The organism is Lysinibacillus sp. LK3, assembly GCF_001043675.1.
Lineage (GTDB): Bacteria > Bacillota > Bacilli > Bacillales_A > Planococcaceae > Lysinibacillus > Lysinibacillus capsici.
Genome location: NZ_LDUJ01000001.1, coordinates 141,185 through 166,379 on the forward strand (window position 1 = coordinate 141,185; position 25,195 = coordinate 166,379).

Annotated in this window: 21 protein-coding genes; 15 read left to right on the forward strand and 6 right to left on the reverse strand. The window is 39.6% G+C overall.

What is annotated here, in order from left to right; all coding sequences use genetic code 11:
* Positions 1-31: 31 nt before the first annotated feature.
* From bshA to VK91_RS00700, 3 genes are all read left to right on the forward strand, one after another.
* Positions 32-1,177 carry an N-acetyl-alpha-D-glucosaminyl L-malate synthase BshA gene (gene bshA / locus VK91_RS00690; protein WP_004232695.1) on the forward strand — a complete coding sequence of 382 codons (1,146 nt, stop codon included), beginning with the start codon at positions 32-34 and terminating at the stop codon, positions 1,175-1,177.
* Complete coding sequence (locus VK91_RS00695; RefSeq protein ID WP_048389850.1) at positions 1,164-2,336, forward strand: CCA tRNA nucleotidyltransferase; 1,173 nt, start codon at positions 1,164-1,166, stop codon at positions 2,334-2,336. Before bshA ends, VK91_RS00695 begins: the two co-directional genes overlap by 14 nt.
* A gap of 155 nt (positions 2,337-2,491) precedes the next feature.
* On the forward strand, positions 2,492-3,475 hold the full coding sequence (locus VK91_RS00700) for a biotin--[acetyl-CoA-carboxylase] ligase (RefSeq protein WP_048389852.1): 984 nt from the start codon (positions 2,492-2,494) through the stop codon (positions 3,473-3,475).
* A gap of 607 nt (positions 3,476-4,082) precedes the next feature.
* Here VK91_RS00700 and VK91_RS00710 read toward each other — a convergent pair.
* The 3 genes from VK91_RS00710 to VK91_RS00720 are packed head-to-tail and all read right to left on the reverse strand — an operon-like array spanning position 4,083 to position 5,838.
* On the reverse strand, positions 4,083-4,919 hold the full coding sequence (locus VK91_RS00710) for a DUF4097 family beta strand repeat-containing protein (protein WP_048389854.1): 837 nt from the start codon (positions 4,917-4,919) through the stop codon (positions 4,083-4,085).
* Positions 4,920-5,525 (reverse strand): DUF1700 domain-containing protein, encoded by a 606-nt coding sequence (locus tag VK91_RS00715; RefSeq protein WP_048389856.1) that lies wholly within the window; start codon positions 5,523-5,525, stop codon positions 4,920-4,922.
* Entirely contained in the window at positions 5,518-5,838 is a 321-nt protein-coding gene (locus VK91_RS00720; RefSeq protein WP_004232706.1) for a PadR family transcriptional regulator, read from the reverse strand. The genes VK91_RS00715 and VK91_RS00720 overlap by 8 nt, the downstream gene beginning before the upstream one ends.
* 427 nt (positions 5,839-6,265) lie before the next feature.
* On the opposite strand from VK91_RS00720, the gene panB reads away from it, so the two are divergent.
* The 5 genes from panB (at position 6,266) to dinG (ending at position 13,656) form a co-directional block, all read left to right on the forward strand.
* Positions 6,266-7,102, forward strand: a complete 837-nt coding sequence (panB, locus tag VK91_RS00725; protein WP_048389859.1) for a 3-methyl-2-oxobutanoate hydroxymethyltransferase — start codon at positions 6,266-6,268, stop codon at positions 7,100-7,102.
* Entirely contained in the window at positions 7,102-7,956 is an 855-nt protein-coding gene (gene panC / locus VK91_RS00730) for a pantoate--beta-alanine ligase (protein WP_048390475.1), read from the forward strand. Before panB ends, panC begins: the two co-directional genes overlap by 1 nt.
* Before the next feature lies 1 nt (position 7,957).
* The gene (panD, locus tag VK91_RS00735; protein WP_048389861.1) at positions 7,958-8,341 is read left to right on the forward strand and encodes an aspartate 1-decarboxylase; all 384 of its coding nucleotides are present in this window, start codon (positions 7,958-7,960) and stop codon (positions 8,339-8,341) included.
* A gap of 228 nt (positions 8,342-8,569) precedes the next feature.
* A complete protein-coding gene (locus VK91_RS00740; protein ID WP_048389863.1) occupies positions 8,570-10,702 on the forward strand; it encodes a 5'-nucleotidase C-terminal domain-containing protein in 2,133 nt (710 codons plus the stop codon).
* A gap of 182 nt (positions 10,703-10,884) precedes the next feature.
* Positions 10,885-13,656: an ATP-dependent DNA helicase DinG gene (gene dinG / locus VK91_RS00745; protein ID WP_048389865.1), complete on the forward strand. Its 2,772-nt coding sequence runs from the start codon at positions 10,885-10,887 to the stop codon at positions 13,654-13,656.
* 82 nt (positions 13,657-13,738) lie between these two features.
* Here the strand turns inward: dinG and VK91_RS00750 are convergent, their stop codons facing one another.
* Complete coding sequence (locus VK91_RS00750; RefSeq protein ID WP_048390477.1) at positions 13,739-14,389, reverse strand: TetR/AcrR family transcriptional regulator; 651 nt, start codon at positions 14,387-14,389, stop codon at positions 13,739-13,741.
* Positions 14,390-14,712: 323 nt separating this feature from the next.
* Between VK91_RS00750 and VK91_RS00755 the strand changes: the two genes are divergently transcribed.
* The 7 genes from VK91_RS00755 (at position 14,713) to VK91_RS00785 (ending at position 22,071) form a co-directional block, all read left to right on the forward strand.
* Entirely contained in the window at positions 14,713-16,746 is a 2,034-nt protein-coding gene (locus tag VK91_RS00755) for a CocE/NonD family hydrolase (RefSeq protein WP_048389867.1), read from the forward strand.
* A 22-nt stretch (positions 16,747-16,768) separates the two neighbouring features.
* A complete protein-coding gene (locus VK91_RS00760) occupies positions 16,769-18,067 on the forward strand; it encodes a nitrate/nitrite transporter (RefSeq protein ID WP_048389869.1) in 1,299 nt (432 codons plus the stop codon).
* Positions 18,068-18,819: 752 nt separating this feature from the next.
* Positions 18,820-19,587 (forward strand): isocitrate lyase/phosphoenolpyruvate mutase family protein, encoded by a 768-nt coding sequence (locus tag VK91_RS00765; protein ID WP_048389871.1) that lies wholly within the window; start codon positions 18,820-18,822, stop codon positions 19,585-19,587.
* 25 nt (positions 19,588-19,612) lie between these two features.
* Complete coding sequence (locus VK91_RS00770) at positions 19,613-20,188, forward strand: bifunctional transcriptional activator/DNA repair enzyme AdaA (protein WP_048389873.1); 576 nt, start codon at positions 19,613-19,615, stop codon at positions 20,186-20,188.
* The gene (locus VK91_RS00775) at positions 20,185-21,099 is read left to right on the forward strand and encodes a DNA-3-methyladenine glycosylase (RefSeq protein ID WP_048389875.1); all 915 of its coding nucleotides are present in this window, start codon (positions 20,185-20,187) and stop codon (positions 21,097-21,099) included. Before VK91_RS00770 ends, VK91_RS00775 begins: the two co-directional genes overlap by 4 nt.
* Positions 21,086-21,571 carry a methylated-DNA--[protein]-cysteine S-methyltransferase gene (locus VK91_RS00780; RefSeq protein ID WP_048389877.1) on the forward strand — a complete coding sequence of 162 codons (486 nt, stop codon included), beginning with the start codon at positions 21,086-21,088 and terminating at the stop codon, positions 21,569-21,571. The genes VK91_RS00775 and VK91_RS00780 overlap by 14 nt, the downstream gene beginning before the upstream one ends.
* Before the next feature lie 182 nt (positions 21,572-21,753).
* Entirely contained in the window at positions 21,754-22,071 is a 318-nt protein-coding gene (locus VK91_RS00785; RefSeq protein WP_048389879.1) for a DUF378 domain-containing protein, read from the forward strand.
* Positions 22,072-22,160: 89 nt separating this feature from the next.
* On the opposite strand, the gene VK91_RS00790 is transcribed toward VK91_RS00785, so the two are convergent.
* Both VK91_RS00790 and VK91_RS00795 read right to left on the reverse strand, forming a co-directional pair.
* On the reverse strand, positions 22,161-23,681 hold the full coding sequence (locus tag VK91_RS00790) for a CoA-acylating methylmalonate-semialdehyde dehydrogenase (protein WP_048389881.1): 1,521 nt from the start codon (positions 23,679-23,681) through the stop codon (positions 22,161-22,163).
* Between the two features lie 13 nt (positions 23,682-23,694).
* A complete protein-coding gene (locus VK91_RS00795) occupies positions 23,695-25,056 on the reverse strand; it encodes an aspartate aminotransferase family protein (protein ID WP_048389882.1) in 1,362 nt (453 codons plus the stop codon).
* Positions 25,057-25,195: the final 139 nt, after the last annotated feature.

Here is a 25,195-nt window from a genome sequence, read left to right on the forward strand (position 1 = left end):
AAAGACGTGATTCAGAAAGGATGATCATCGAATGAAAAAGCTAAAAATAGGCATTACCTGTTATCCTACAGTTGGTGGCTCTGGTGTCATTGCAACAGAATTAGGCAAAATGCTTGCAGAAAGAGGACATGAAATTCACTTCATTACCTCAAGCGTACCATTTCGATTGAATAAAATTTATCCAACCGTCTTTTTCCATGAAGTCGAAGTTAATAATTATTCAGTATTTCAATATTCTCCATACGATATTGCATTAGCGAGTAAAATGGCAGACGTCATCAAGGATGAAGAGTTGGATGTGCTACATGTGCATTATGCCATCCCACATGCAGTATGTGCGGTGCTAGCACGTGAAATGAGCGGCCGAGACATTGGCATCGTTACAACCCTTCATGGCACAGATATATCGGTGCTTGGGCAAGATTCTACGCTCTCACAGGCCATTAAGTATGGGATTGATAAATCTGATATTGTGACAACCGTGTCACAGGCATTAAAAGAACAAACCTATGAACTGATTGATACAGTAAAACCAATTGAAACGATTTATAACTTTGTGGACGAACGGGAATACTTCCCACGAAATTCAGGAAACTTAAAAGAGCAATTTGGTATACAAGAAGATGAAAAAGTCCTCATTCATGTATCAAACTTCCGTAAAATAAAGAACCTTCCACACATTGTAGACGCCTTTATGAAAATCCGTGCCAACATGAAAGCAAAGCTCTTATTAGTAGGTGATGGCCCAGAAAAGCATCGTGTCATGGACCAAGTAAAAGGAAGTCCGTATATGAAGGATGTTTTATTTTTAGGGAAACAAGAAAACTTAGCTGAACTGTATGCGATTAGTGATCTAAAGCTATTATTATCACAGCAAGAATCGTTTGGACTGGTGTTATTAGAGGCAATGGCTTGTGGTGTACCTTGTATTGGAACAAATGTAGGTGGTATTCCAGAAGTCATTGAGCATGGTGTTGACGGCTATATCGTGGAATTAGGGGATACAGAGGCAGTTGCGGCGTATGCAACCCATTTATTGCAAGATGAGGAACAATTACTGCGCTTCCGAGAAGCGGCCATCCGTGCAGTAAGTGAAAAATTCCACTCATCCAAAATTGTGGAACAATATGAAAATCTGTACGAGAAGGTTGCGGAAAGAAATCATGCAAAACAATAAAGAATGGCAGGCAGCCTATTCAGTCATTGAGCAATTAGAACAGGCAGGATTTGAAGCAGTTATTGTTGGTGGTGCTGTAAGAGATGCTTTACTCGATCGTCCTGCCCATGATGTAGATGTGGCTACAAATGCCTTGCCTGAAGAAGTAAAAACTGTGTTTCAAAAGACTGTAGATATTGGGATTCAGCATGGGACGGTACTTGTTATCGTACCCGCTGGACCTGTGGAAGTGACTACCTATCGGACAGATGGGGAATATACAGATCATCGAAGACCACAGAATGTCCATTTCGTTCGATCTCTAAAAGAGGATTTACAACGCCGAGATTTTACAATGAACGCCATTGCCATGCGGCGTGATGGCTCTTTTGTAGATTATTATGGTGGACAACAAGATATTGAAAAGCGCATTATACGAGCGGTAGGAGAGGCAGAAAAACGGTTTGCAGAAGATGCTTTAAGGATGCTGCGAGCGATTCGCTTCTCTGCACAGCTTGATTTTACGATCGAGGCGAATACATTCGCAGCCATCCAGCAAAGGGTTGCTGATTTGGGCTTTATTGCAAAAGAACGCATTAAAGCAGAGCTTGATAAGCTTTGGGTAGGACAAACAGTTTTTGGGGGTATACAAAAACTAGAGGACAGTGGATTAACTGCCTATTTAACAGGTGATTTTCAAACTGCACAATGGCATAATTTCCAAACAAAAGATGCCCTTCTTGGCTGGGCATACTTTGCCTTACTACAAGGAGCAGCATGGCGTGAGGTAGTGCGCGATTATCGATTATCGAATAAGGAAATGGCGTTTATTAATTCCGTTTTAACCGCTTATGACGCTTTAAAAGATGGTTGGACAAATCGCCATTATTTTTACTACACAGAGCAAGAACTAGAGGCTGCACAATATTTTGCCCAACTTCGCCAATTAGACGCTTTGATACCTCAACAATCTATCCGAGAATTACAGGCAAAGCTACCGATTCAACATAAGCAAGAATTAGCGGTGAATGGTGCTGATTTACTGAAATGGTCTGGCAAAAAGGGTGGGCCGTGGGTAAAAGCCTCATTGGAGGATCTGCTGACAGCCATTCTTCATCATGAACTTCAAAATGATCGACAACAGATTAAAAGTTGGTTGGAGCAACAGGATCTTACTTAAAGCCGAATACATGATAGGTAAAAGCCGCCTCCTGAAATGGGAGACGGCTTCATTAAATTCCTATCGTTGGTGGTCATTTACGTTAATTTACAGTATGATTAAGACAAAATAAGTTACATAACAAGAGTACAGTTAACTAAAGGATTGATGTGAAGATGACAATTTCCATGAAGGACGAAATTTTAAAAAGAATATTGGCTGCTGATGGAGAAGCGGTTTCAGGTCAGGAATTAGCAGATTCTCTTGGTGTCTCAAGAACCGCTGTTTGGAAGCATATGCAAACATTACAAGAGGAAGGGTATACATTTGATACAATTAAGAAAAAGGGGTATGTATTGACAGGTGTACCAAATAGCTTGAGCCCCACACAGATTAAGCTTTTTTTAAAGACAGAGCATTTTGGACGTTTGATCCATTATTACGATGTAGTTGATTCAACACAAACAATTGCGCATAAGCTTGCACAGGAAGGAGCTCCACACGGTACAATTATTATTGGTGAGGAGCAAACAGCGGGGCGTGGTCGTATGGCTCGTCCTTGGGAGTCTGCACATGGGACAGGTATTTGGATGACCGTTATCGTTCGGCCAGATGTTACGCCCCAACAGGCCTCATCCTATACACTTGTGGTGGCAGTAGCTGTCACAATGGCCATTAAAACCTTATATAAACATGTAGAGCCAGCGATTAAATGGCCCAATGATTTATTGATTAATGGCAAAAAATGTACGGGGATTTTAACGGAAATGCAAGCAGAGGCGGATCTTGTGCAAGCTTTACTTGTTGGAATTGGCATAAATGCGAACCAAGCAGCAGCTGACTTTTCACCTGATATTGCGGATATTGCCACTTCATTACGATTAGAAGCTGGAGAAGAAATCAATCGTGCAGCACTTGTGGCCTCTATCTTACACTATTTAGAACAATTTACAGAACTATACGTTAAAGAAGGTTTTGCGAGTCTCAAGACACTATGGCAGCAAATGTCTTGTACAATTGGTCAACGTATAGAGGTAACAATGATACGCGAACGTTTTGAAGGGGTTGCCAGTGGTATTACAGACGATGGTGTTCTGCAACTGACACAGGACGATGGAACGGTTCGAACGATCTATGCAGGAGACATCAAAATATTATAAAAAAGAAGCTGCAAGTAATGTCCTATACTTGCGGCTTCTCATGTTGTTGCAAAAAGATGATGTCAACGGCAGAAAAAGCAACTTTGCAAGGTGAGGGGGTGATTTCCGTTCCGCCAGCGTCCTTTCCAGGGGGCGTCCGATGAGCCGCTTCACTCACTTACGTTCGCTCCAGGGTCTTATCTGTGACGCTAAATCCCCTATGAGTGACGCTGGCTCCACTCCAATCAACTATTCTGCAAAAGTGTCTTTGCTTTATCTTTCATACTGGCCGTAGCGAACAAAATAATCCATTATTTGTATTATTAGAGAATCGATAGACTTTTATTTTCAATGTGGGGAAGTCATGCGTATCAGCACCTCTTCATAAAGAGTCGTGAACACCTTCACTTTATTGGGAAACCTTTGCAAAAAGGTAACACTTTTGTAGGTTGAAGTGGAAGGCTACTTGACTCCCGTGGGATCGGCGCTCGCCCACAGGAAAGAAAGTAGCCTGCAACGGAAACCATTTTCACCTTTCACAAAAATTCTATTAATGGTTTTGTTTTTCAACAATATGAAAAGCTGCAAGTAACGTCCTGTACTTGTAGCTTCTTTTATTGACTATTCTTTATTTTAGTGACACATCTATATCACCATGTGATAAGGAAACATTCAGTTGGTGCTCACCCTTCGTTACCTGAGTCACGGTGCCATTTTGTTCTTCATCATTAATGGTCACATCACCGAAGTCTGTTTTGAGAGCGTAGCCTATATCACTTTGTTTGTTTTGTAAGTGAATCGTTGTATCGCCAAAACTAGAGGTAATGGTTGTTTGCCCATTTAATGTGCCATCTATATCGATATCTCCATGCTCGCTCTCAATAGTAAAGCCGTTACTAGTAAGTTGCTGAAGCGTCAAATCACCAAAGGACTGCCTAATCTCTGTTTTGTCACCCGTCGTGCTGTTGAAAGTAATATCTCCATAATCCTGGATGAGATTAAGCTGCTGATACTGGAGCCCATGAATGGCTGTATCGCCAAAATTACTGTCTATTACAATCGCCTCTATTTTTGTATCTTTTGGGACATAGAGTTTGATTGAAGGGGAAGAGAGGTTACCGAAGCCAAATTGAAAACCATCCTTTTTCTTTGCCATTGTTTCGATGGTTAAAGTTCCGTTATCAATATGATATGTTACATCTTCTTGCTCATGGACCTTTGTGTCTAATTTATAGTCACTATCACTTGCAACAATCTCCACATCTCCATAATCATTTACGATATTAATGCTTGTGAATGCATCTAAAGCATGAGACTGACTTATTAATTTAGTATTACTTGGGACATAAAGACCCTCTGAATCTTTAAGAATCAGCCAGCGACCCCCTGAAAAATAGCCAATCAATGCGAGTAGAATGCCTAATGCAATCATTGTCATGGCTATAAGGGTATTTTTTGACGTCATTTAGAAGTCCCCCTTTTTTTGCTTCTTTGTCATTTTATGGAACATTCTGCCTAATGTTTCAACAGAGACAACAACGGTTTTCTTGATAACACGAGCAACAACTGGGAACAGTAGGACACCCAAGCCCGTTACGATTAACCCGACACCCATAAAGAGCAGTGCGGTCGGCCAATGCTCTGTTAAAATTAAGAAACCTGAAATGATCGCCACAACGCCACCAGCAAAAATACTAATAACAGTTGCGACAATAGCAAAGATTAAGCTGATAATGACTGCGCCAAATGAAAAAATGAGTGCAATGGCTGTTGCAAGTAATGGCAATGAAAGGGGCGCAGACAGTATAGCTAGAATAATGAGCCAAATGGCAGACATATTCTTTTTTGTTGATTTTGCCGAGGAGGTTTCTAAATCCTTTAATGCGAAATCAGCTAATATTTGTGAGGCGACGTGTGAAGGAGAGCCAAGTTGTGAAATGACCTGATGCTCATTTTCCTCTCCAGCTTCCTCAAAGTATTCTTCATAATAGGCAAGCGCAGCGTCTAACTCATGCGCAGGAAGCCGACGTAATTTTCCTCGTAGCTGTTTCAAATAGCTTGCTCTATCCATCTAAATTCCCTCCTAAAAGTACACAATCAACCTTTTCCTTATACATTTGCCATTCTTTTAATAGCTCTAATAATCGTATACGTCCTTGCTCCGTAATTTGATAATAGCGTCTATTTCTACCTTGATAAGGTTGATCGTACGTTGTTAAGTAATGCGCTTTTTGTAAGCGGCGTAATACAGGATACAGTGTAGACTCTGAAATCTCCATGACTGATTGTACCTGCTGTGTTAAAGAATAACCGTAGGCGTCCTCTTTCTCGACAATAGCCAGTACACAAGCATCAAGTAAAGCTGAACCAAGCTGAAATGTCATCTTTTCACCTCACATGTAATACCTATACTTCATTTTATATTATATGACATATAGTATGTGGATAGTATATGACGTATAACATTGATTGTCAATTCTAAAAGAAAATTTTTTCCAATGTTGTTAGACGAAGATATTGTAAGAAAATAATATTTGAAGATTAATAGGAAAATCTGTTATAGTATGTGCGAAGGGCAGTATCCATTGTGAACGGCACCTTCAAAAACGCAATAGACTATACTATCAAATATCTGCCTTGATCTTTTAGACAGGGACGGAAGAAAACGATACGTTCAAATATAGCTTTCATTTTGTAAGCTATTGCCTCTTTCAGGGGTCTTTTTATCATTGAACGACACACTACCCTTCTGTCTGTTTTCGGCCAGAAGGGTTTTTCTGTTTTCTTCCTTTAAAAAAGGAGGACTACAAAATGAAAACGACAACAGATTTTTTAAAGATGAAAGCGGCAGGCGAGAAAATCGTGATGGTGACGGCCTATGATTATCCAGCTGCTAAATTCGCGGAAGAAGCTGGCGTTGAGATGATACTAGTCGGGGATTCACTTGGAATGGTCGTGCTTGGCTATGATTCTACAATGCCTGTAACTGTAGCGGATATGGTTCATCATGCAAAAGCAGTAAGACGAGGGGCAAAGGATACGTTTATAGTCGTTGATATGCCCTTTGGTTCTTATCATGGCGATGTCAATGAGACACTCAAAACAGCCATTGCGATGATGCAACAAACAGGAGCAGATGCTTTAAAGGTTGAGGGGGCAGGTGAAGTTATACCTGTCATTCGTAAATTAACGTCAGCTGGTATTCCAGTAGTAGCTCACTTAGGCTTGTTGCCTCAATCAGCGGGAGTGCTTGGTGGTTATAAGGTACAAGGAAAAACAGCTGAACAGGCTGCTACACTGCTTGAAGAAGCAAAACAATGCGAAGCGGCTGGAGCATGTGCAGTCGTGTTGGAATGTATCCCTCATCAGCTGACAGAAATTGTTTCAGCTAGTCTTGTTATTCCAACCATTGGCATAGGCGCTGGTATTGAGGCTGATGGACAAGTGCTGGTGTATCATGACATGCTAAGCTACGGTTCGCACCATGTACCGAAATTTGTTCAACAATTTGCTGATATGGGCAAAGAAGCAAGCGCGGGGATGATGGGTTACCTAGAAGCAGTGAAAGCGGGTACTTTCCCAGCTCCAAAGCATTTCTTCACAATGAAAGAGGAAGCATTAGATCAGCTATATGGAGGCGTTAAATGATGAAAGTCATCACGACCATACAGGCATTAGCCACAGAAATTCAAGCAGCTAAGCATGCTCAAAAAACGATTGGACTTGTTCCGACAATGGGCTATTTACATGAAGGTCATTTAACATTAGCACAAACAGCTCGTGTAGAAAATGATGTCGTTGTGATGAGTATATTTGTCAATCCAACACAATTTGGGCCAAATGAGGATTTTGAAAGTTATCCTCGTGATTTGCCTAGAGATACTGCATTAGCTGAATCTGTGGGCGTTGATATTGTGTTCGCACCAAGTGTGGAAGAAATGTATCCTCAAGATGGAGGGATTCGTCTACATGCAGGTGAGCAGGCTACCATTCTTTGTGGTGCAAGTCGTCCTGGTCATTTTGATGGTGTTTTACAGGTTGTCTCTAAATTATTTCATTTAACACTGCCAACAAGAGCTTATTTCGGTCAAAAAGATGCACAGCAGGTTGCGATTATTGCGACAATGGTACGTGATTTTAATTTCCCTTTAGAAATGCGTGTTGTCCCAATTGTACGCGAGGAGGACGGTTTAGCGAAATCTTCCCGTAATGTCTATTTAAGTGAGTCAGAGCGACAAGAGGCTCCAGCGATCAATGAGGCATTACAATTGGCTCGCGATAGCTTTTTAGCGAATGGTGATGCTGAAAAAGCACTTGCGAAAGCAAAAGCTCATATTCATGCAAGAACACATGGCCGCATTGATTATATTGAAATATTAACATATCCAGATTTAACACCAGTGACAACTGCAACTCAGCAAGTTTTGTTGGCAGCAGCTGTTTATATAGGTAAAACACGTTTAATCGATAATTGTATTTTTACTGTGAAAGAGGGACTATAGTATGTTACGTATGATGATGAATAGTAAAATCCACCGTGCGACAGTGACACAGGCAGATTTAAACTATGTAGGCTCCATAACAATAGATGAAGATATTTTAGATGCAGTAGGTATGCTGGCAAACGAAAAAGTACATGTTGTTAATAACAATAATGGCGCTCGTTTTGAAACATATATTATAGCTGGTGAACGAGGATCAGGTGTCATTTGTGTTAATGGCGCAGCAGCAAGACTTGTGCAGCGTGGTGATATTGTCATTATTATTTCCTATGTGTATGTGGATAATCATGAGGCAAAAGACCATCAACCAACTGTAGCCATCATGGGAGAGAGCAATACAATTAAGGAAATGATCGCACACGAGCCAGAAGCAACTGTGATGTGAATTCAGCCATAGAATAAATTAATACTAGAGAGGAGGATGGCAAAGCATAGCCAATCCTCCTTTTTTGCGATTACGTTTATATCAAAAGTTACTGGCAAAAATTTGCTTTTATTACTATTAAACTAGTTAACAAAATTATAATTTTACAAATGTTCTAGTATTTTGCGTCATATTTATGTAGAATTTAGTTGTTAGTACATCATTTTACTAGTGGAGGTATCATTTGTCATGGAAAATAAACGTAACAAATTTTTAACAGTAACTGCAGCAGCATTGGCTGTAACAGCGGTAGCGGTAGTACCAGCATCAGCAGCAAGTCCTTTTTCGGATGTAAAGGAAAGTCATGCAGATTTTGAAGGCATTTCTACACTTTATGCAGCAGGGATTATTAGTGGTTACCCAGATGGTACATTCAAACCAGATACAAATGTCACACGTGGACAAGCGGCAAAAATGATTGCAGGCGCATTAAAATTGGATACAAAAGAAGTAGAGGACCCAAAATTTACGGATATTAGTGCATCAAATCCTTATTATGGCTCAATTGCAGCCCTTGTAGGATTAAATGTCATTACAGGCTATGGAGATAATACTTTCCGTCCAAACCAAACAATTACACATGGTGATTTAGCAAAAATTTTAGCATCTATCCCAACATTACCAGAGCTAGAAAGTGCAAAAAATCATGAGGCTAGTGAAAAAGTTACACGTGGACAACTGGCAACATTCATTGCTGAGGCTCTAACAAAATCAAACCCAGAAACACCAGAGACTCCAGAAACACCAGCAGATGCATTCTCATTATCGATTTTACATGTGAATGATACACATGCTCGTGCAAATGAATTACCTAAATTGGCGACAGCTGTAAAAGAACAAAGGGAAGCAAAGAAAAATGTTTTAACATTACATGCTGGCGATGCATTTAATGGTACATTATATTTCAATGAATTCCATGGACAAGCAGATCTAGCGCTATTAAATGAAATTGGCTTTGATGCAATGGTATTTGGTAACCATGAATTTGATTTAGGTGCCTCTCCTGAAGGTCATCAAGCATTAGCGGATTTTGTTAAAGGGGCTAAATTCCCATTTGTGGATGCTAATGCTGATTTCTCAGCAGATGATAAATTCACTGGTTTATTTACAGACTTAATTTCAAGTGAACCTGAAAATGGTAAAATTTATTCTGGTATTGTAAAAGAAATTGATGGAGAAAAAGTAGGTATTTTCGGCTTAACGACTGAGGAAACGGTTGATATTGCTTCTCCTGATAAAGTAACATTTACAAATTATATAGAGGAAGCGAAAAAAGCTGTGGCAGCCTTTGAAGGAATGGGTGTCAACAAAATTATCGCTTTAACACATATTGGCTACAATGATAATCCGAATGTTGATAATGATATTTTACTAGCTAAAAATGTACCAGGCATTGATGTCATTGTTGGCGCACATGATCATACAAAATTAGACGAGCCATTCGTTGTAGATACAAATACAGTAGGTGAAGCAAAGGATGCTACATTAATTGTACAGGCCAATGAGTATGTAAAATACTTAGGTACGCTTGATGTAACATTTGATGGAGATGGCGTAGTTACTGAATATGGTGGCGAATTAATCGACCTTGGTAAGGTAGCTGAAGACGAAACATTAGTAAAATTACTAGCACCTTATAAAGCAAAAGTAGATGAAGTGAACAACAAAGAAATCGGTGTAACACTAAAAGAAGCTTTAGCTAACCCACGTGCAAGTGAAACAAGTCTTGAAAGTGTGCGTAGTAATGAAACAGCCCTAGGTAATATCATTACAGATGGTATGCTAGCAAAGGCACAAAAATATACTGATAAAACGGTTGTAATGGCATTACAAAATGGCGGTGGTATTCGAGAAGCAATTCCAGCTGGGAATATTACAGTTGGTCAAGTAATTACAGTATTACCATTCGGTAATACATTAGCATTAATGGATGCAACAGGTGCTGAGCTAAAAGCAGCATTTGAAGTGTCCTTGAAAAATGCACCTAAAGAAAATGGTGGCTTCTTACACATTGCTGGAGCGAAATTACAATATGATTCGTCAAAAGAAGTAGGCTCACGTGTTGTATCTATCGAATATTTAGATAAAGCAACAGGTAAATATGTTGCTATTGAAGATGGTAAAACTTACACAGTAGCTACAAATGCCTATACTGCTAAAGGTGGAGATGGCCTAGATATGTTTGCTAAAGCATATGAAGAAGGTCGTGTTACAGATTTAGGCTTATCTGATTGGGAAAACCTTCAAGAGCAATTACTATCACTTAAAGAAGTGAAAACAACAACAGAAGGTCGTATTGTTGATGTAGCAAAAAAACAATAAGCGTAACGTTGTTTGAGTAAGCACTCCATAACGATTCCACAACGCAACCTTAGGGGATTGATTTCTCCAAGGTTGCGTTTTTTGTATGGATGCGGTGATTCAACAAAGAGGAGAAAGGATGCCGCAAAGCCAATAATATGATAAAATTCAACTTATCTAATGTGAACTGTGAGTTGAGATGTATGATGGAAAGTCAAAAATATGCAATTGTAGATTTGGAGACAACTGGTCATTCACCAGCCAATGGGGACCGGATGATTCAAATTGCTATTGTTATTATGAAGGATTGGGAAATTGAGCGTACCTATACGAAGTTCATAAATCCAGGGAAAGCTATTCCCACTTTCATTCAAGATTTAACGCATATAACGAATGAGGATGTAAAGGATGCCTTCCCATTTGAAGCGCATGCGGATTACATATATGAGCTACTTGCTGACTGTGTATTTGTTGCACATAATGCAGATTTTGACTTATCCTTTTTACAAGCAGAGTTTAAACGTGCTGGACTACCGAAATGGCAAGGTAAAAAAATGGATACGGTGGAGCTAGCTAAAATTTTGTTCCCTATGTCCCTTGGTTTTAAGCTAGGGGATTTAGCGGCCGATTTAAATATTGAGTTAGCAAATGCTCATCGAGCGGATGACGATGCTCGCGCGACAGCGGAGCTATTCAAGCATTGCTGGAAGGAGCTACTAAGTTTACCACAGCTTACACTTGAACAGATGCATAAGCGTTCCTTTCGCTTAAAATCAAATATTTCTCAGCTTTTTTTTGAGGCGTTGCAAATTAAGCGCCAGCATACGACGGGCCGCGAAAATGTACACTATTACCGTAATTTTGCGATTGGCAATGGTCGAAATAAGCATGAGCATGTGACAGAAACGATTGCCTACCCTCAATCAGTAGATGAGAAAATAACTTTAATGTCAAAGGCACTGCCAAATTTTGAGGAACGTCCTGCACAATTTGACATGATGGACACGATTTGGCGGGCATTACATGAACAACAGGAGTGCGTGATTGAAGCTTCTACAGGTATTGGTAAAACTGCTGGCTATTTACTTCCAGCCATCTTATTTGCCCGTGCTGTTAATAAAAAGATTGCCATCAGTACGTATACTTCCTATTTACAAGAACAGCTTGTAGAAGAAGAGCTACCAAAGATCGAAAAAATCCTTGGGACAAAGGTGAATTTGTGTGTGCTGAAGGGAATGCAGCATTATATTGATCTCGATCGCTTTGAGCAATGTATGGCATATGCTGATGAATCCTATGATGATACATTTACTATTTTACAAATACTTGTGTGGTTGACCAAAACAGAAACTGGTGTGTTGAGCGAGCTCAATGTTTCTGGTGGCGGACAACTGTTTTTAGAGAAAATCCGAAAAATACCGAATGACAAGCCTTCAAAGGGCTTTGATTTCTATGAGCAAGCTTTAAAGAACAGTGCAGTTGCTGACTGTATTGTAACAAATCACGCCATGGTTTTAAGTGATTTAGTGCGTCAAACACCACTTTTTACAGAAATAGATGGCTGGATTATTGACGAGGCGCATCAATTTATTCAGGCTGCTATGCAGCAGGATGAAGTAGTCTTCTCCTATACACAATGGAAGTATATTTTTGGACAAATTGGTACGATGGAGGACACGGCTTTATTTCAACAGTTTTGCCAGGCAGCGAAGAGAAAACAGCGAGTAGCCATGCAAAATTTACAGCATCTTGATGCACAATTCATACGTTTGCAGCGGACATTTGATGAAACAATCCAGAGAACTATTCAAAAATTGCAACAGCAAATGAAAGGGAAACAAGCAGGTAGTAAATGCACCTTGTTTTTAGAGGATGTTTCATTTGCGAAAGAAACGTTTGCACAAGTAAGCAAACTAACCCAGCAATGGCTGGATCTCGCTACTAGCATTACACAGTCGTTCGAAAATGCGATTGAGCAGCTAGATAAAAACGATCAATATGTATTATCTGAATGGCAATATTGGATTCGAGAAGTGAAGATAAAAATTGCTGAATGGGACGATATTTTTCTGTCACCACAGGAAGGCAATTCTGTTTGGTTAGAATTTGATGTACGGAGTGTCCCTGGCAGTCTCCATGTTTTTAAGAAGCCTGTCAATGTGACGCCGATAATTGAAAAAGTATTAGCACCTTTACGTCAGCAAGCGAGTATTGTTTGGACATCAGGCACATTAACGGTACCAGGCAATGAGCGCTTTGTTACACGCCAGCTAGGCATTTCTGATAATGTTGAAGTCTTGAAACTACAAGCTCCACCAGCCTACTATGCTGGGGCTAAGGCATTTATCGTCACCGATATGCCAGATATTCAGCATGTCAGCCAAGAAGAATACATTGAGGCTGTTGCCCATGCAATTACGCGGACTGTTCGAATGACAGAAGGGCGTTGCTTTGTACTCTTTACAGCACAGGATATGCTACGAAAAACAGTTGAGCTTATCCAAGATAGTGAACTATTAGATGATTACATGCTATTTGCACAAGGTGTTACAGGCGGTAGCCGTATGCGCATTCTAAAATCCTTCCAAAAATTTAGTCATGCCGTTCTATTTGGCACAAACAGTTTTTGGGAGGGGGTAGATGTTCCAGGAGATGCACTTGCCTCTGTTATTGTCGTACGATTACCATTTTCTTCACCAGAAGAGCCTGTTTTTAAGGCGAGGGCAAAGCATCTAACTACTCTAGGCCGCAATTCCTTTACGGAGCTTTCCTTACCAGAAGCGATCATGAGGTTTAAGCAAGGCTTTGGTCGATTAATACGTTCTTCGCAGGATAAAGGAGCTTTTATTGTCCTAGACCGACGAATTACTAGTAAGTCATATGGGAAAGAGTTTATTAAGGCATTACCACCTATCGATGTAAAGAAATTGCAGCTACCCGAATTGTTAAAGGAACTAAATCATTGGCAAAAATAGCAGAAACCCCTTTTAGCATTGCTAGAAGGGGTTTTTACGTATTGTAGAAGCGTTTAAAGAAAGGCAATTGCTAGTATGATTCTCATTGCTTGTTTTTAGTTTGCTCATCAAAAAGGTTAGCATTACGAACGATTTCTGTAATATATTTCATAGTGATTGCCGTTGCTTGTTTGGCATCATAACTTTTGCGATTATTCAATAGGTTTGTAAACATACCTTGCCAAATTAATAGTGTAATTTCATTGATGGCATCAACATTGCCTTCAGTTAAGTAGCCTTCTTTTAAAGCGATCTCTAACATAGAACGCCCTCGTTTCGTTAGACTGTGTTGAAATAAAATGGTCTTTAAATCATCAGGGATATTGATTAAATCATTGGGGTAAAAATTATAATAATTTTCCAATAGTGCTTCTGGTGTTTCCCCTAAATCCATGATAAAGACTGCGTGAAAAATCTGAGGTTGTTTGAAGGAATATTGACAAAAGCACTCCCAAGCCAATAAGTATTTTTCAATAGGATCTTTGCCTCTTTCTATGTAGCGAGCAACTTCGTTGGTATAGTCTTGCATGCATCTCATCGATGCAAAAAATAGAAGATGCGAGATTTCCGAAAAATAATTGTAGATAGTAGCACTGTTGTAACCTGCTTTATCAGCAACCTTCCGGATTGTGACATTTTCCAGCCCTTCTTCTTCGATGATTTCCGCAGTGGCATCTACAAAGTATTTCCACATACGACTCCTTTGTATTTCCTTTTTCTTCAAAGTAATATCCCCCTAACAAACAATTAATTACTGTAAAATCATTAATTAAATGTATATATTTACCTTATTGTAGCTAATTTAAACTTATTATAGCATAGCAATTTTAATTATCTTCTTTCATTATAGCATTAGCTTTTGTCATTTTCAGAGTTGTGCATTAGAATTTCAGGTGATATACTAATCACAATTATTTTATAATCATGATTACTAAATAATCAAGATTCGGAATAATTAGACGAAGAGGATGTTATAACTAGGAGTCTTGCACTTAGACACAAGGGGAGGATTATACAATGAGTAAAAAAATTGTGACACAATTTGAGTGTACATATGAAACAATTGAAAACACATGGATCGAGTTAGCTGACGGCACAAGGCTTTCTAGTCGTATTTGGCTACCAAATGTAAAATTGGGAGAGAAAGTACCAGCCATTTTAGAGTATATTCCTTATCGTAAAACAGATGGGACAAGAGCAAGAGATGAGCCTATGCACGGTTATTTTGCAGGACATGGTTATGCTGTTGTGCGAGTGGATATGCGAGGTTCAGGTGAGTCAGATGGTTTATTAAAGGACGAATATCTAAAGCAAGAGCAGGATGATGCCCTTGAAGTCATTGAATGGATTGCTAACCAAAGCTGGTGTGATGGCAATATCGGGATGATGGGGAAATCGTGGGGCGGATTTAATTCTCTACAAGTAGCAGCTCGTCGACCAAAGGCGTTAAAGGCGATTATTACCGTAGGCTTTACAGATGATCGTTATAACAATGATATTCACTATAAGGGCGGTTGCTTGTTAAACGATAACTTCTGGTGGGGTGCTATTATGTTAGCCTACCAGTTACGTCCAATTGATCCACATATTGTTGGCGATAGCTGGCGTGATAAATGGATGGAACGATTAGAAAATATGCCTTTGTGGATGGCACAGTGGATGGAGCATCAAACAAGAGATGACTACTGGAAGCATGGTTCAGTTTGTGAGAATTACGATGACATTGAAATCCCTGTTTTTGCGCTAGATGGCTGGGAAGATTCCTATACAAACACAGTCTTAAGTTTAATGGAAGGGCTTTCTGTTCCGAGAAAAGGCATCATTGGCCCATGGGCACATGTTTATCCCCACGATGGAGTGCCGGGTCCAGCAATGGGCTTTCTACAAGAAGCTGTGAAATGGTGGGATCATTGGTTAAAAGGAATAGACAACGATGTAATGGATGGACCAATGGTGAATGTCTGGGTAGAAGAGAGCATGGAGCCATCCGTTAAGAAACCAATCAGCAAAGGCTATTGGGTTGGTTTAGAATCGTGGCCAGCAGCGAAATCGATACAAACTAAGGTGTATCAACTGACACATGGAAAACTAGTAGAAAACCGCAGTGAGCAACAAGAGCAAGTCCTACTAAAAACTCCTCAAAATCATGGTCTTTTATCTGGTGAATGGATGGGCGCTGGCGTACTAGGTGAAAGTCCAGCAGACCAACGATTAGATGATGGAATGGCCATGGTTTTTGAAACGGATAGGCTAGAGAAAGCCCTAGAGATTGTGGGCTATCCAAAATTTGAAGTGGAATTAATGAGTGACAAACCACATGCAATGCTATTTGCACAGCTATCAGACGTAGCACCCGATGGAGCTGTCACTCGTGTATCCTATGGCGTGATGAACCTGACACACTTAAATGGGCATGATCATGTTGACCTGTTAACACCTGGTGAAAAAGTGAAGGCCTTTGTTCAGTTAGATTGCTGTGGCCATCAATTTAAAGCGGGGCATCGTTTACGCCTATCCTTAGCTACAACGTTTTGGCCGATGTTTTGGCCAATGCCAGAAGACGCTACATTGACATTAAATCTAGAAACGGCTACCTTATCATTGCCAACCTTCCATGGTCAGCAGGTAGTAGGACCTAATATGAATGCTGAAAGTGCACCATTAACGCCAATCACAACACTGCAAGAAGGAAGAGTCGATCGTTCTATATCCTATGATATTTTAACAGATACATGGACATGCATTACAGATGGGGTTGGAGGCGTATTTGGAGAAGGTATTTATCGCTTTGATGATATTGATGTCACTGTAGAACATAATTTAAAACGAGAATTAACCTTAACGAATGCTGATCCACTGTCAGCTCAGTATACAATCGATCAAAAGATGAAAATTGGTCGTGAAGGCTGGTGGATTGACGCGGATATTACGGTTACCAAAACATCCGATCAGGAAAACTTCCAAATTGTTGGGGAAATGGTCATCAAAGAAAATGACAAACAAGTCTTCCATAAGGAATGGAATCAAAAAATTAAACGTCATGGCTTGTAAATAACATATAAGGGGTAAACATATGGAAGCTAAGTTAAAAAAGAATACAGCTACTTTAGTTATTTTAGCTGTTTCAGGTGCCTTAATTTACGCATTGCCTTATTTTAGAAACTACTATTATGATGTCTTTCTGGATGCATTTCATTTAACCAATACACAAATGGGGACACTTGGTAGTGCGTATGGTGTTTGTTGTTTAATTTCCTATATTTTTGGAGGATTTTGTGCAGATCGTTGGAAAACGAAATATTTATTAACCATTTCTTTAGTAGCCACAGGATTATTAGGGTTTACATTATTATTGTATCCACCCTATCCAGTACTTCTACTGATTCATGCTGCTTGGGGAATCACGTCCATTATGACGTTCTGGGGAGCATTAGTAAAAGCGGTTCGTTCTTTAGGCTCTGAAAATGAACAAGGAAAAGCTTTTGGATTTTTTGAAGGCGGACGTGGTGTAACCAACATTATTCAATCTGCTGTGATTTTAGGGATCTTTGCTTTTTTTGCAAAACATATGAGTGATAAAATGGCTCTTTCAGCAGTTATTACGGTGTATTCTGTGATTTGTCTTTTGTTGGGCCTCATGATTATGATGCTGTATAAAGATCCAGATCAAGCAACTGTCAGTCCAGAAGATAGAGAGAGCAGTAAAACGTTTGATTGGGCAGTCCTTTGGAAAGTGTTGAAGATGCCAACTACCTGGCTTGCGACTATACTTATCTTTACGTCCTACGCGATGATTATTAGCTATTATTACATTACACCTTATGCAACGGCCGCATTTGGTGCGTCTACGTTAATTGCTGCGGCTTTGGGCTACTTCTCGCAATATTGTCGTCCAATTGGTAGTTTTAGTGCAGGAATCATAGGAGACCGAATTGGTGTGTCGAATATGGTGTTAATCGGCTATATTTTATTAGCATTTGGTTTAGTAGGGCTCATTTTATTACCAGGAAAAGCTTCTTTTATCCTTATGCTTTTAGTGTTCATTGGGATTATCTATACATCTATGTATGCTTTGCAAGCGATGCATTTTGCAATTCTAGTAGAAGGCGATTATCCAGTAGAATCAACAGGAACTGTGTCCATGCCACTGATGATAATTGGTTATAGTGGTGAAATCTTTATGCCAATCATTGCAGGTGCTTGTTTAGATTACTGGGGTGGCACAGCGGGCTATAAAGTATTCTTTGGTATTTTATTAGGCTTAGCTATTATTGGATTCATTACAGTAGTCATTTGGCAGCGTGTGACGAAAGAAAAACGCCGAGAAATTGCTTTACAACGAAAGCTTTCCAAGGAACAGGCACTTACTTAATTTAGTTTAGAACTAACATTGGTTTCTTCCAAAGCCAGCTTTTTTTAAACATAATGATGAATAGCTAAAAGGCTGCGAATAGTTTTTTACTATTTATACAAGTTGATTATTCACAAATCAATATGTAAACAGGGAAACAGAGGCGACAAGGTAATGAAGCCTCTGTTTTTGTCTCCGGTTTTGTATGATCCAGTAAAAATTCCACACGATTTCCACCATGGTGTTTGGCCTGATATAAAGCCTTGTCACATCTAGATAATAAGGAATGAATTGTATTTGCCCATCACAAAGCAAGTCACTCCAATAATGATATACATATCAATGCTATCTAGTTTATCTGTTACCTCTAGCCAATAGGATTCATTTTTATCTATTCAAATATTATCCATGGATAAACGTAACCAAATAGTATCTCTCGTATGCCAGAAGAATGGATACGATTGATTACTAGCCACAAAAGAATGATCATGGACACCACTCAATATATCTTCGATGGAGATCATTTTGGAATTAAATGCTGTCCTAACACAATAGGATCTAGCGGCTTATCTGTTGGGCTATTGCGCTAACAGGGGGATGAGAGCGAACATAACTAGGATAATAAGTGTGAATAAATTTATTTTTCTGACTATTGTATTTTCCATGTTATTTGCTAAAACATTATTATAGACCATAACAGCAAGATTGAGGACGAAATAAAAGGATAGTTCCTGATAATATAAGGTCTAACAAACAGCATGGAGGCTTATATTATGTCAAAAATTCAGCAATTTTATGATTTACATTTTTCACAAGAGCTATTATTTATTGGGAATGCTTGGGATGTTATATCAGCATTAACATTAGAAAAGGCAGGCTTTCAAGCAATCGGTACAACAAGCTGGGGCATAGCGAACTCACTTGGCTATGCAGACGGTGAACAAATCGATTTTCAACGACATCTAACAATTATTCAATCCATTACAGAGCAAGTCAAGATACCCGTATCAGCAGATATAGAAGCGGGGTATGGCCATGATGAACAAAGTATTATCGACAATGTTTTGAGAACGGCAGATGTAGGAGTAGCAGGGATTAACATTGAAGATTCCCTTAAACATCAAACAGGCTTAAGGAGCATAATTGAACACTGTTATTTATTAACAAACATGAGGAAAGAATTAGATAATCATGGCTATAAAGATTTCTTTATTAATGCTCGAACAGATACGTATTTTCAATTAGAGCAACCATTTGAAGAAACAATAACAAGAGCAAAAGCTTATATTGAGAGCGGAGCAAGTGGTATATTTATCCCAGGCTTAACAGATGCCAATGAAATAAGCGCGATGACTCGTAATATAAATGCGCCCATCAATCTTCTTTCATTACCTAGTTTAACGAATGTCAAGCTACTAAAAGAATTAGGGGTGAAACGCTTTAGCTTTGGAAATGCACTTTCAGATAAAATAATTGCGCATTTAACACAGCATGCTGCACAATTATTAAAAGACCAAGATACTTCTGCGTTATATATATAGTCGATGGGAATGAGGTGAGTTAATCGTGGACAATGCCATCAATTTATCTTTTGAGGAAAAGTGGGAAAAGATTATAACATGTGATCAAACCTATGATGGGCTTTTTTATACAGCGGTTAAAACTACTAAGATTTATTGCCGTCCTTCCTGTAAATCCAGAAAGCCGAAAAAGATGAATGTTGAATTTTATGAAGATATCCAAAAGGTAGAGGCGGCTGGCTATCGGGCATGTAAACGATGTCAGCCTGAAATCGAACATTCCCCACACACGCAATTGATTAAAAATGTCACGACTTTTATTATGAACGAATATAAACAAAGAGTGACTTTACAGGATATGGCGAAGCATGTTGGCCTCAGTCCCTTTCACCTTGAACGACTATTTAAACAAGAGACTGCTGAGACGCCTCGAACGTATTTAGAGAAAATCAGAATTGATAAGGCTGCCCATCTATTAAAACATACCGACTTTACAAATTTAGAAATATGTTATGAAGCTGGCTTTCAAAGCCCATCTAATTTTTATAAAGTTTTTCGACGGCTGAAAAATTGTTCGCCTACAGAATACCGTAACCTATCGTTGCAGGGGGACATGATATGAAATGGACATACGATGTTGGCTATTTAGTTATCGAGTTACCACAAGCATTTAATTATAAAGAGTGTTTGCAGTTCTTAAAGCGCTCACATCACGAAATACTTCACCATATAAAGGATGATGTGCTCTACAAATTATTGAAGATTGATGAACAATTTATTTTATGTGAAATAACTGAACAAGCACATAAAATAATAGTAATATTTCCAATGAAACAGCCAGCTAGCCATGAACAGGCGATCATCGCACAATATATCGCAGAGTGGTTTGATTTAACAAAGGATTTGCAGGGGTATTACCAGATGGCTGAAAACGATCAAATCCTAAAGCCACTTGTGAAGAAATATAACGGATTACGGTTAATCGGGATTCCTGATTTATTTGAAGCATTAGTTTGGGCAATTATTGGTCAACAAATAAATTTAACTTTTGCCTATATGTTAAAAAAGAGATTTGTCGAGCATTTTGGAGAATATGTTTACTTTGAGGGGCAAAGCTACTGGCTGTTTCCAACGCCAGAGAGAATAGCCGTTATTGAGGTAGATGATTTGATCCACCTCCAATTTACACGGAGGAAATCAGAATACATTATTGATATTGCCAAAATTATCGCAAGCGGACAATTGACAAAAAATTTGCTGTGGCAACAAGAGGACTACGAAGCCATGAAAAAACGATTAATGGACATTCGAGGAATTGGTGCATGGACAGCAGATTATGTGCTTATGAAATGTCTGCAACAACCGACAGCATTTCCTATAGCAGATGTAGGTCTACATAATGCTTTAAAAATACAACTAGCATTAGAACGAAAACCAACAATTGAAGAATTAAAGAACTATGCGGAACATTGGCAAGGCTGGCAAGCTTATGCCACCTTTTATTTATGGAGGTCACTGTATGAAACGGTATAAATTAGATTATTCATCACCAATTGGGATTATAGAAGTTGAGGGAAGTGATACAGCAATTGATGCCATTAACTTTGCAGAGCGAGAGCAGGTCGTCAATGCTCCTCAGCAAGACACACCTGAAGTTTTACTAGAATGTGTTAAGCAATTGCATGAGTATTTTCTAGGTGATCGTCAGGAGTTTTCATTTCCTTATGTTTTTCGAGGTACAGATTTTCAACAAGCTGTTTGGCATGTTTTACCGAGTGTAGGATTTGGTGAAACGGCTTCATATAAGGATATCGCCATTGCTATTAACAATGAAAAAGCTGTAAGGGCTGTTGGTAGTGCGAATGGTAAAAATAATATCAGCATTGTTGTGCCATGTCATCGAATTATCGGCTCCAATGGAACGCTGACAGGTTATGGAGGCGGGATGTGGCGCAAAGAATGGCTGCTTCAGCATGAGCAGACACATAAAAATTTATCCAAGTAACGCCATTCATCAGAGTACGTCATTTCGCCATTTGTACACAGTATAAAAAAGAGGTTATTGCAAAAAATAAGACCGTCAAAATGGCGGTTGTAATGACTAGTCTTTGTCATTTTATCGCTTCTTATGACACCTCCCTGCTAAGAAATATAGCTTGGAGTATTGAAAATAAAGGAGGTGTACACATGAGCGTGCTTTATAGAATCGCCTTAGTACTAGTTATTATAGGTGCAATCAACTGGGGACTCATTGGATTCTTTAGATTTGATTTAGTGGCTTATTTATTTGGTGGACAAACGGCGGTCTTATCTCGTTGGGTTTATGCACTCGTTGGTCTTGCTGGGCTAATTTCGATTCCAATTCTTGTAAAGCGATTTGAAGACGAGGATGATGTAGATACATTTACTCGTATGGATAGAAATCCTAGCTATGGCATGGAGGCTGGAGAAGAAACAGATTTCTCAGAAGTAAGAAAAACGGAAGAGAAAAAAGAGAACAAATAGTTAAACTGTATAAACTAGTTACCATGTTGTCGCAGTTTTTTCAAAATATTCGCGTAGCTATTGACTACGCGAATATTTATTTTTTAGGATTAGTCCTGATTACTTGGAAATGCAAAGGAAGAGGTAACGTCATTCCCTTGTTCTATCCATTTTTCTGAAATGGTTTTCGCTTTTGTGAAGAAACGTACTTGGTCAGGTCCAAACATATGCCCCTCACCAAATCTTGAACGTTTCCAGCCACCAAAGTTATGATAGCCTACTGGAATAGGAATGGGTACATTGACACCTACCATACCTACTTCAATTTCAGTGGTAAACTTTCGAGCTGCTGCACCATTGTTCGTAAAGATGGTTACACCATTTCCTAATTCATGAGCATTAATAAGGGCTATAGCTTCCTCTAATGATGCCACGCGGACGACATTACGTGCAGGTCCAAAAACCTCTTGTTCATAAATTTCCATTCCAGGCTTTACATGATCGAGTAATGTAGGGCCAAGATAGAAACCGTTCGATTGTTTGGAAATTTCCGGATTTCGCCCATCGCAGACCAGTGTTGCGCCTTCTTCTAGGCTACGATCGATATAGCCAATGATGGCATCCTTTGATTGCTGAGTAATGACTGGTCCAAAATCAACTTCGGCATCTGTATAGGGACCCACTTTTAATTTGGCAATTTTATCGGCAAGAATACCCACTAATTTATTGGCTGTATCCTCCCCAACAGGAATAATGGTTGACAGTGCCATACAACGCTGGGAGGCAGCTCCATAGGCAGCACCTAAAAAGGCATTTGCTACATGCTCTAAGTCAGCATCTGGCATAACCACCATATTATTTTTACCTCCCCCAAGTGCTGTAACACGCTTCCCATGTTTAGAGGCTGTAGCATAAATGGCTTCTGCAACTGGCGTAGAGCCTACAAAGGAAATCGCTTCAATGGCAGGATGGCATAACAGCTCATTAACAGCATCTTTGTCTCCATTAATAACAGTCCAAACCCCATCTGGTAAGCCTGCCTCTTTCCACAGCTCTGATAAAAATAATGCTGAGCAAGGAACCCGCTCTGACGGCTTCAGAATCGCACAGTTTCCTACAGCCACCGCCATACTTGTAATTGCTAGCGGTACCATGACAGGGAAATTAAATGGTGAAATAGCCGCTACAATGCCTAATGGTTCTTTCAGAGAATAGGCATTGATATGACCACCAACATTCACCGAATACTCTCCTTTAAGTAAATGGGGGGCATTGATAGCTAAATCAACAGATTCTAAACCGCGAGTAATTTCGCCCTTGGCATCCTCAATCGTTTTGCCACTCTCTGTACAAATCATATCAATTAGTTCATCGATATTTTCTGTTATGAGTTGGCGGAATCTAAGGATAATTTCAGCTCGTTTACCAACTGATAAGGCACGCCAAGCAGGAAAAGCCGCTTGGGCAGCAGCAATCGCTTCCTGTACCTCTTGTTTTGTTGCCAAAGGTACGCGAGCAATGACAGTACCTGTGCTTGGGTTGTAAACATCTGAAAACTGACCGCTTTTCCCTAGAACTGTTTGTCCATTGATAAAATGACCTAAATCCTGTATGTCTGTATTTGTTACCATCTAGCTATTCCTCCTACAGTTTAATAGAGTGTAAGGCTTGCACAAATTTTTCAACAATGAAATTCGTCTCGTCTGAGGAAATAATCAGAGGAGGAGATAAGGTTAACACATTATTGAAACCTGCCACGGTCACCCCATTTTTCCCAATGAGTAACCCTTGTTCCTTACATTGTGTGATCACTTTGTTTACAAGTGTCATGTCGAGCGGAGTTTTGCTATCTTTATCTTGTACTAGCTCTACGCCAATTAATAAGCCTTTCCCACGAATATCCCCAACATTCGGGTGCTCCTTTAATTGCTCCTGTAATGTAGTGAGTAATGTAGCACCTAGTGCAGCTGAGTGGGCAAATAAATTTTCTTTTTCCATTATTTCAATATTTTTTAATGCGACGGCACATGCTGCTGGTGATCCACCGAATGTGTTGACATGACGGAAAAAGTCATATTCCTCAGTTCCAGCAAACGCCTCATAAATTTCACGACGAACAGCTGTAGCAGACAGTGGCATATAAGCGCTTGTTAAGCCTTTCGCCATAGTCACAATATCAGGCTGGATGCCGTAGTTTTGGAATCCAAAAGCTTTGCCTGTACGACCAAAACCACAAATAACTTCATCGACAATGAGTAGTGCGCCATGCTTCTCACAAACAGCTTTAACTCCTTGTAAGTAGCTGTCGTGGGGCATAATTACACCACCGCCAGTAATAATAGGCTCCATAATGACTGCTGCTATGGAATCTGACATTTCCCAAGTCATGACATGATCGATTGCTTGGACGGATGGTAATGCACAAGGGTCCTTACTTTGAATATGGTCTTCATTGGCACGATAAGCGTCAGGTGGAGTGACATGTATAAAACCTGGTGCCAGTGGCTCATATTTATACTTTCGTTGAGCTTGTCCAGTTGCTGCAAGAGCACCCATCGAGCTACCATGATAGGCCCGGTAACGAGAAATAATTTTCGTTCGATTGACGTGACCTTTTTGTTGATGATATTGTCTAGCTATTTTGAAGGCTGCCTCATTTGCCTCGGAGCCACTATTGGAGAAGAAGACGACATAATCATCCCCTAAAAGCTCATTAATTTTTTCACTTAATTGAATAGCAGGGATATGCCCAACAGATAATGGGGTATACGTATTTTCTAGCAATTGCTCATAGGCAGCTTTGGCAATCTCCTCACGTCCATAGCCAACGTTTACACACCATAAACCTGCCATTGCATCTAAATAGCGCTTGCCTTCAATGTCAGTAATCCATGCCCCTTTAGAGGATTGGACGATCATTGTTGCATTTGGATTGTAGGGCTTCATAGAATGCCATACGAATTGTTCATCTTTTACTTGCCAATTGGGACTTGTTACATTTGTCACGAAGCTTCACTCCTTCTAAACAGGTAGTTGATTAGCATGCATATGTTTTCCTCAGATGTGGACAACAAAAATGCGCAGTCGCCCCCATTTGTACTTTATATGTATGCTTCAAGAATTTTAGAAGGAGTATTTAATGAGA

Coding starts and splice junctions, on each gene's coding strand:
- VK91_RS00760 (WP_048389869.1), top strand. CDS start 16,769: ATGGAAGCTAAGTTAAAAAAGAATACAGCTACTTTAGTTATTTTAGCT.
- VK91_RS00750 (WP_048390477.1), bottom strand. CDS start 14,389: ATGTGGAAATACTTTGTAGATGCCACTGCGGAAATCATCGAAGAAGAA.
- VK91_RS00785 (WP_048389879.1), top strand. CDS start 21,754: ATGAGCGTGCTTTATAGAATCGCCTTAGTACTAGTTATTATAGGTGCA.
- VK91_RS00780 (WP_048389877.1), top strand. CDS start 21,086: ATGAAACGGTATAAATTAGATTATTCATCACCAATTGGGATTATAGAA.
- VK91_RS00710 (WP_048389854.1), bottom strand. CDS start 4,919: ATGACGTCAAAAAATACCCTTATAGCCATGACAATGATTGCATTAGGC.
- VK91_RS00715 (WP_048389856.1), bottom strand. CDS start 5,525: ATGGATAGAGCAAGCTATTTGAAACAGCTACGAGGAAAATTACGTCGG.
- bshA (WP_004232695.1), top strand. CDS start 32: ATGAAAAAGCTAAAAATAGGCATTACCTGTTATCCTACAGTTGGTGGC.
- VK91_RS00700 (WP_048389852.1), top strand. CDS start 2,492: ATGACAATTTCCATGAAGGACGAAATTTTAAAAAGAATATTGGCTGCT.
- panD (WP_048389861.1), top strand. CDS start 7,958: ATGTTACGTATGATGATGAATAGTAAAATCCACCGTGCGACAGTGACA.
- VK91_RS00740 (WP_048389863.1), top strand. CDS start 8,570: ATGGAAAATAAACGTAACAAATTTTTAACAGTAACTGCAGCAGCATTG.
- panB (WP_048389859.1), top strand. CDS start 6,266: ATGAAAACGACAACAGATTTTTTAAAGATGAAAGCGGCAGGCGAGAAA.
- VK91_RS00790 (WP_048389881.1), bottom strand. CDS start 23,681: ATGGTAACAAATACAGACATACAGGATTTAGGTCATTTTATCAATGGA.
- VK91_RS00720 (WP_004232706.1), bottom strand. CDS start 5,838: ATGACATTTCAGCTTGGTTCAGCTTTACTTGATGCTTGTGTACTGGCT.
- VK91_RS00695 (WP_048389850.1), top strand. CDS start 1,164: ATGCAAAACAATAAAGAATGGCAGGCAGCCTATTCAGTCATTGAGCAA.
- VK91_RS00755 (WP_048389867.1), top strand. CDS start 14,713: ATGAGTAAAAAAATTGTGACACAATTTGAGTGTACATATGAAACAATT.
- dinG (WP_048389865.1), top strand. CDS start 10,885: ATGATGGAAAGTCAAAAATATGCAATTGTAGATTTGGAGACAACTGGT.
- panC (WP_048390475.1), top strand. CDS start 7,102: ATGAAAGTCATCACGACCATACAGGCATTAGCCACAGAAATTCAAGCA.
- VK91_RS00775 (WP_048389875.1), top strand. CDS start 20,185: ATGAAATGGACATACGATGTTGGCTATTTAGTTATCGAGTTACCACAA.
- VK91_RS00765 (WP_048389871.1), top strand. CDS start 18,820: ATGTCAAAAATTCAGCAATTTTATGATTTACATTTTTCACAAGAGCTA.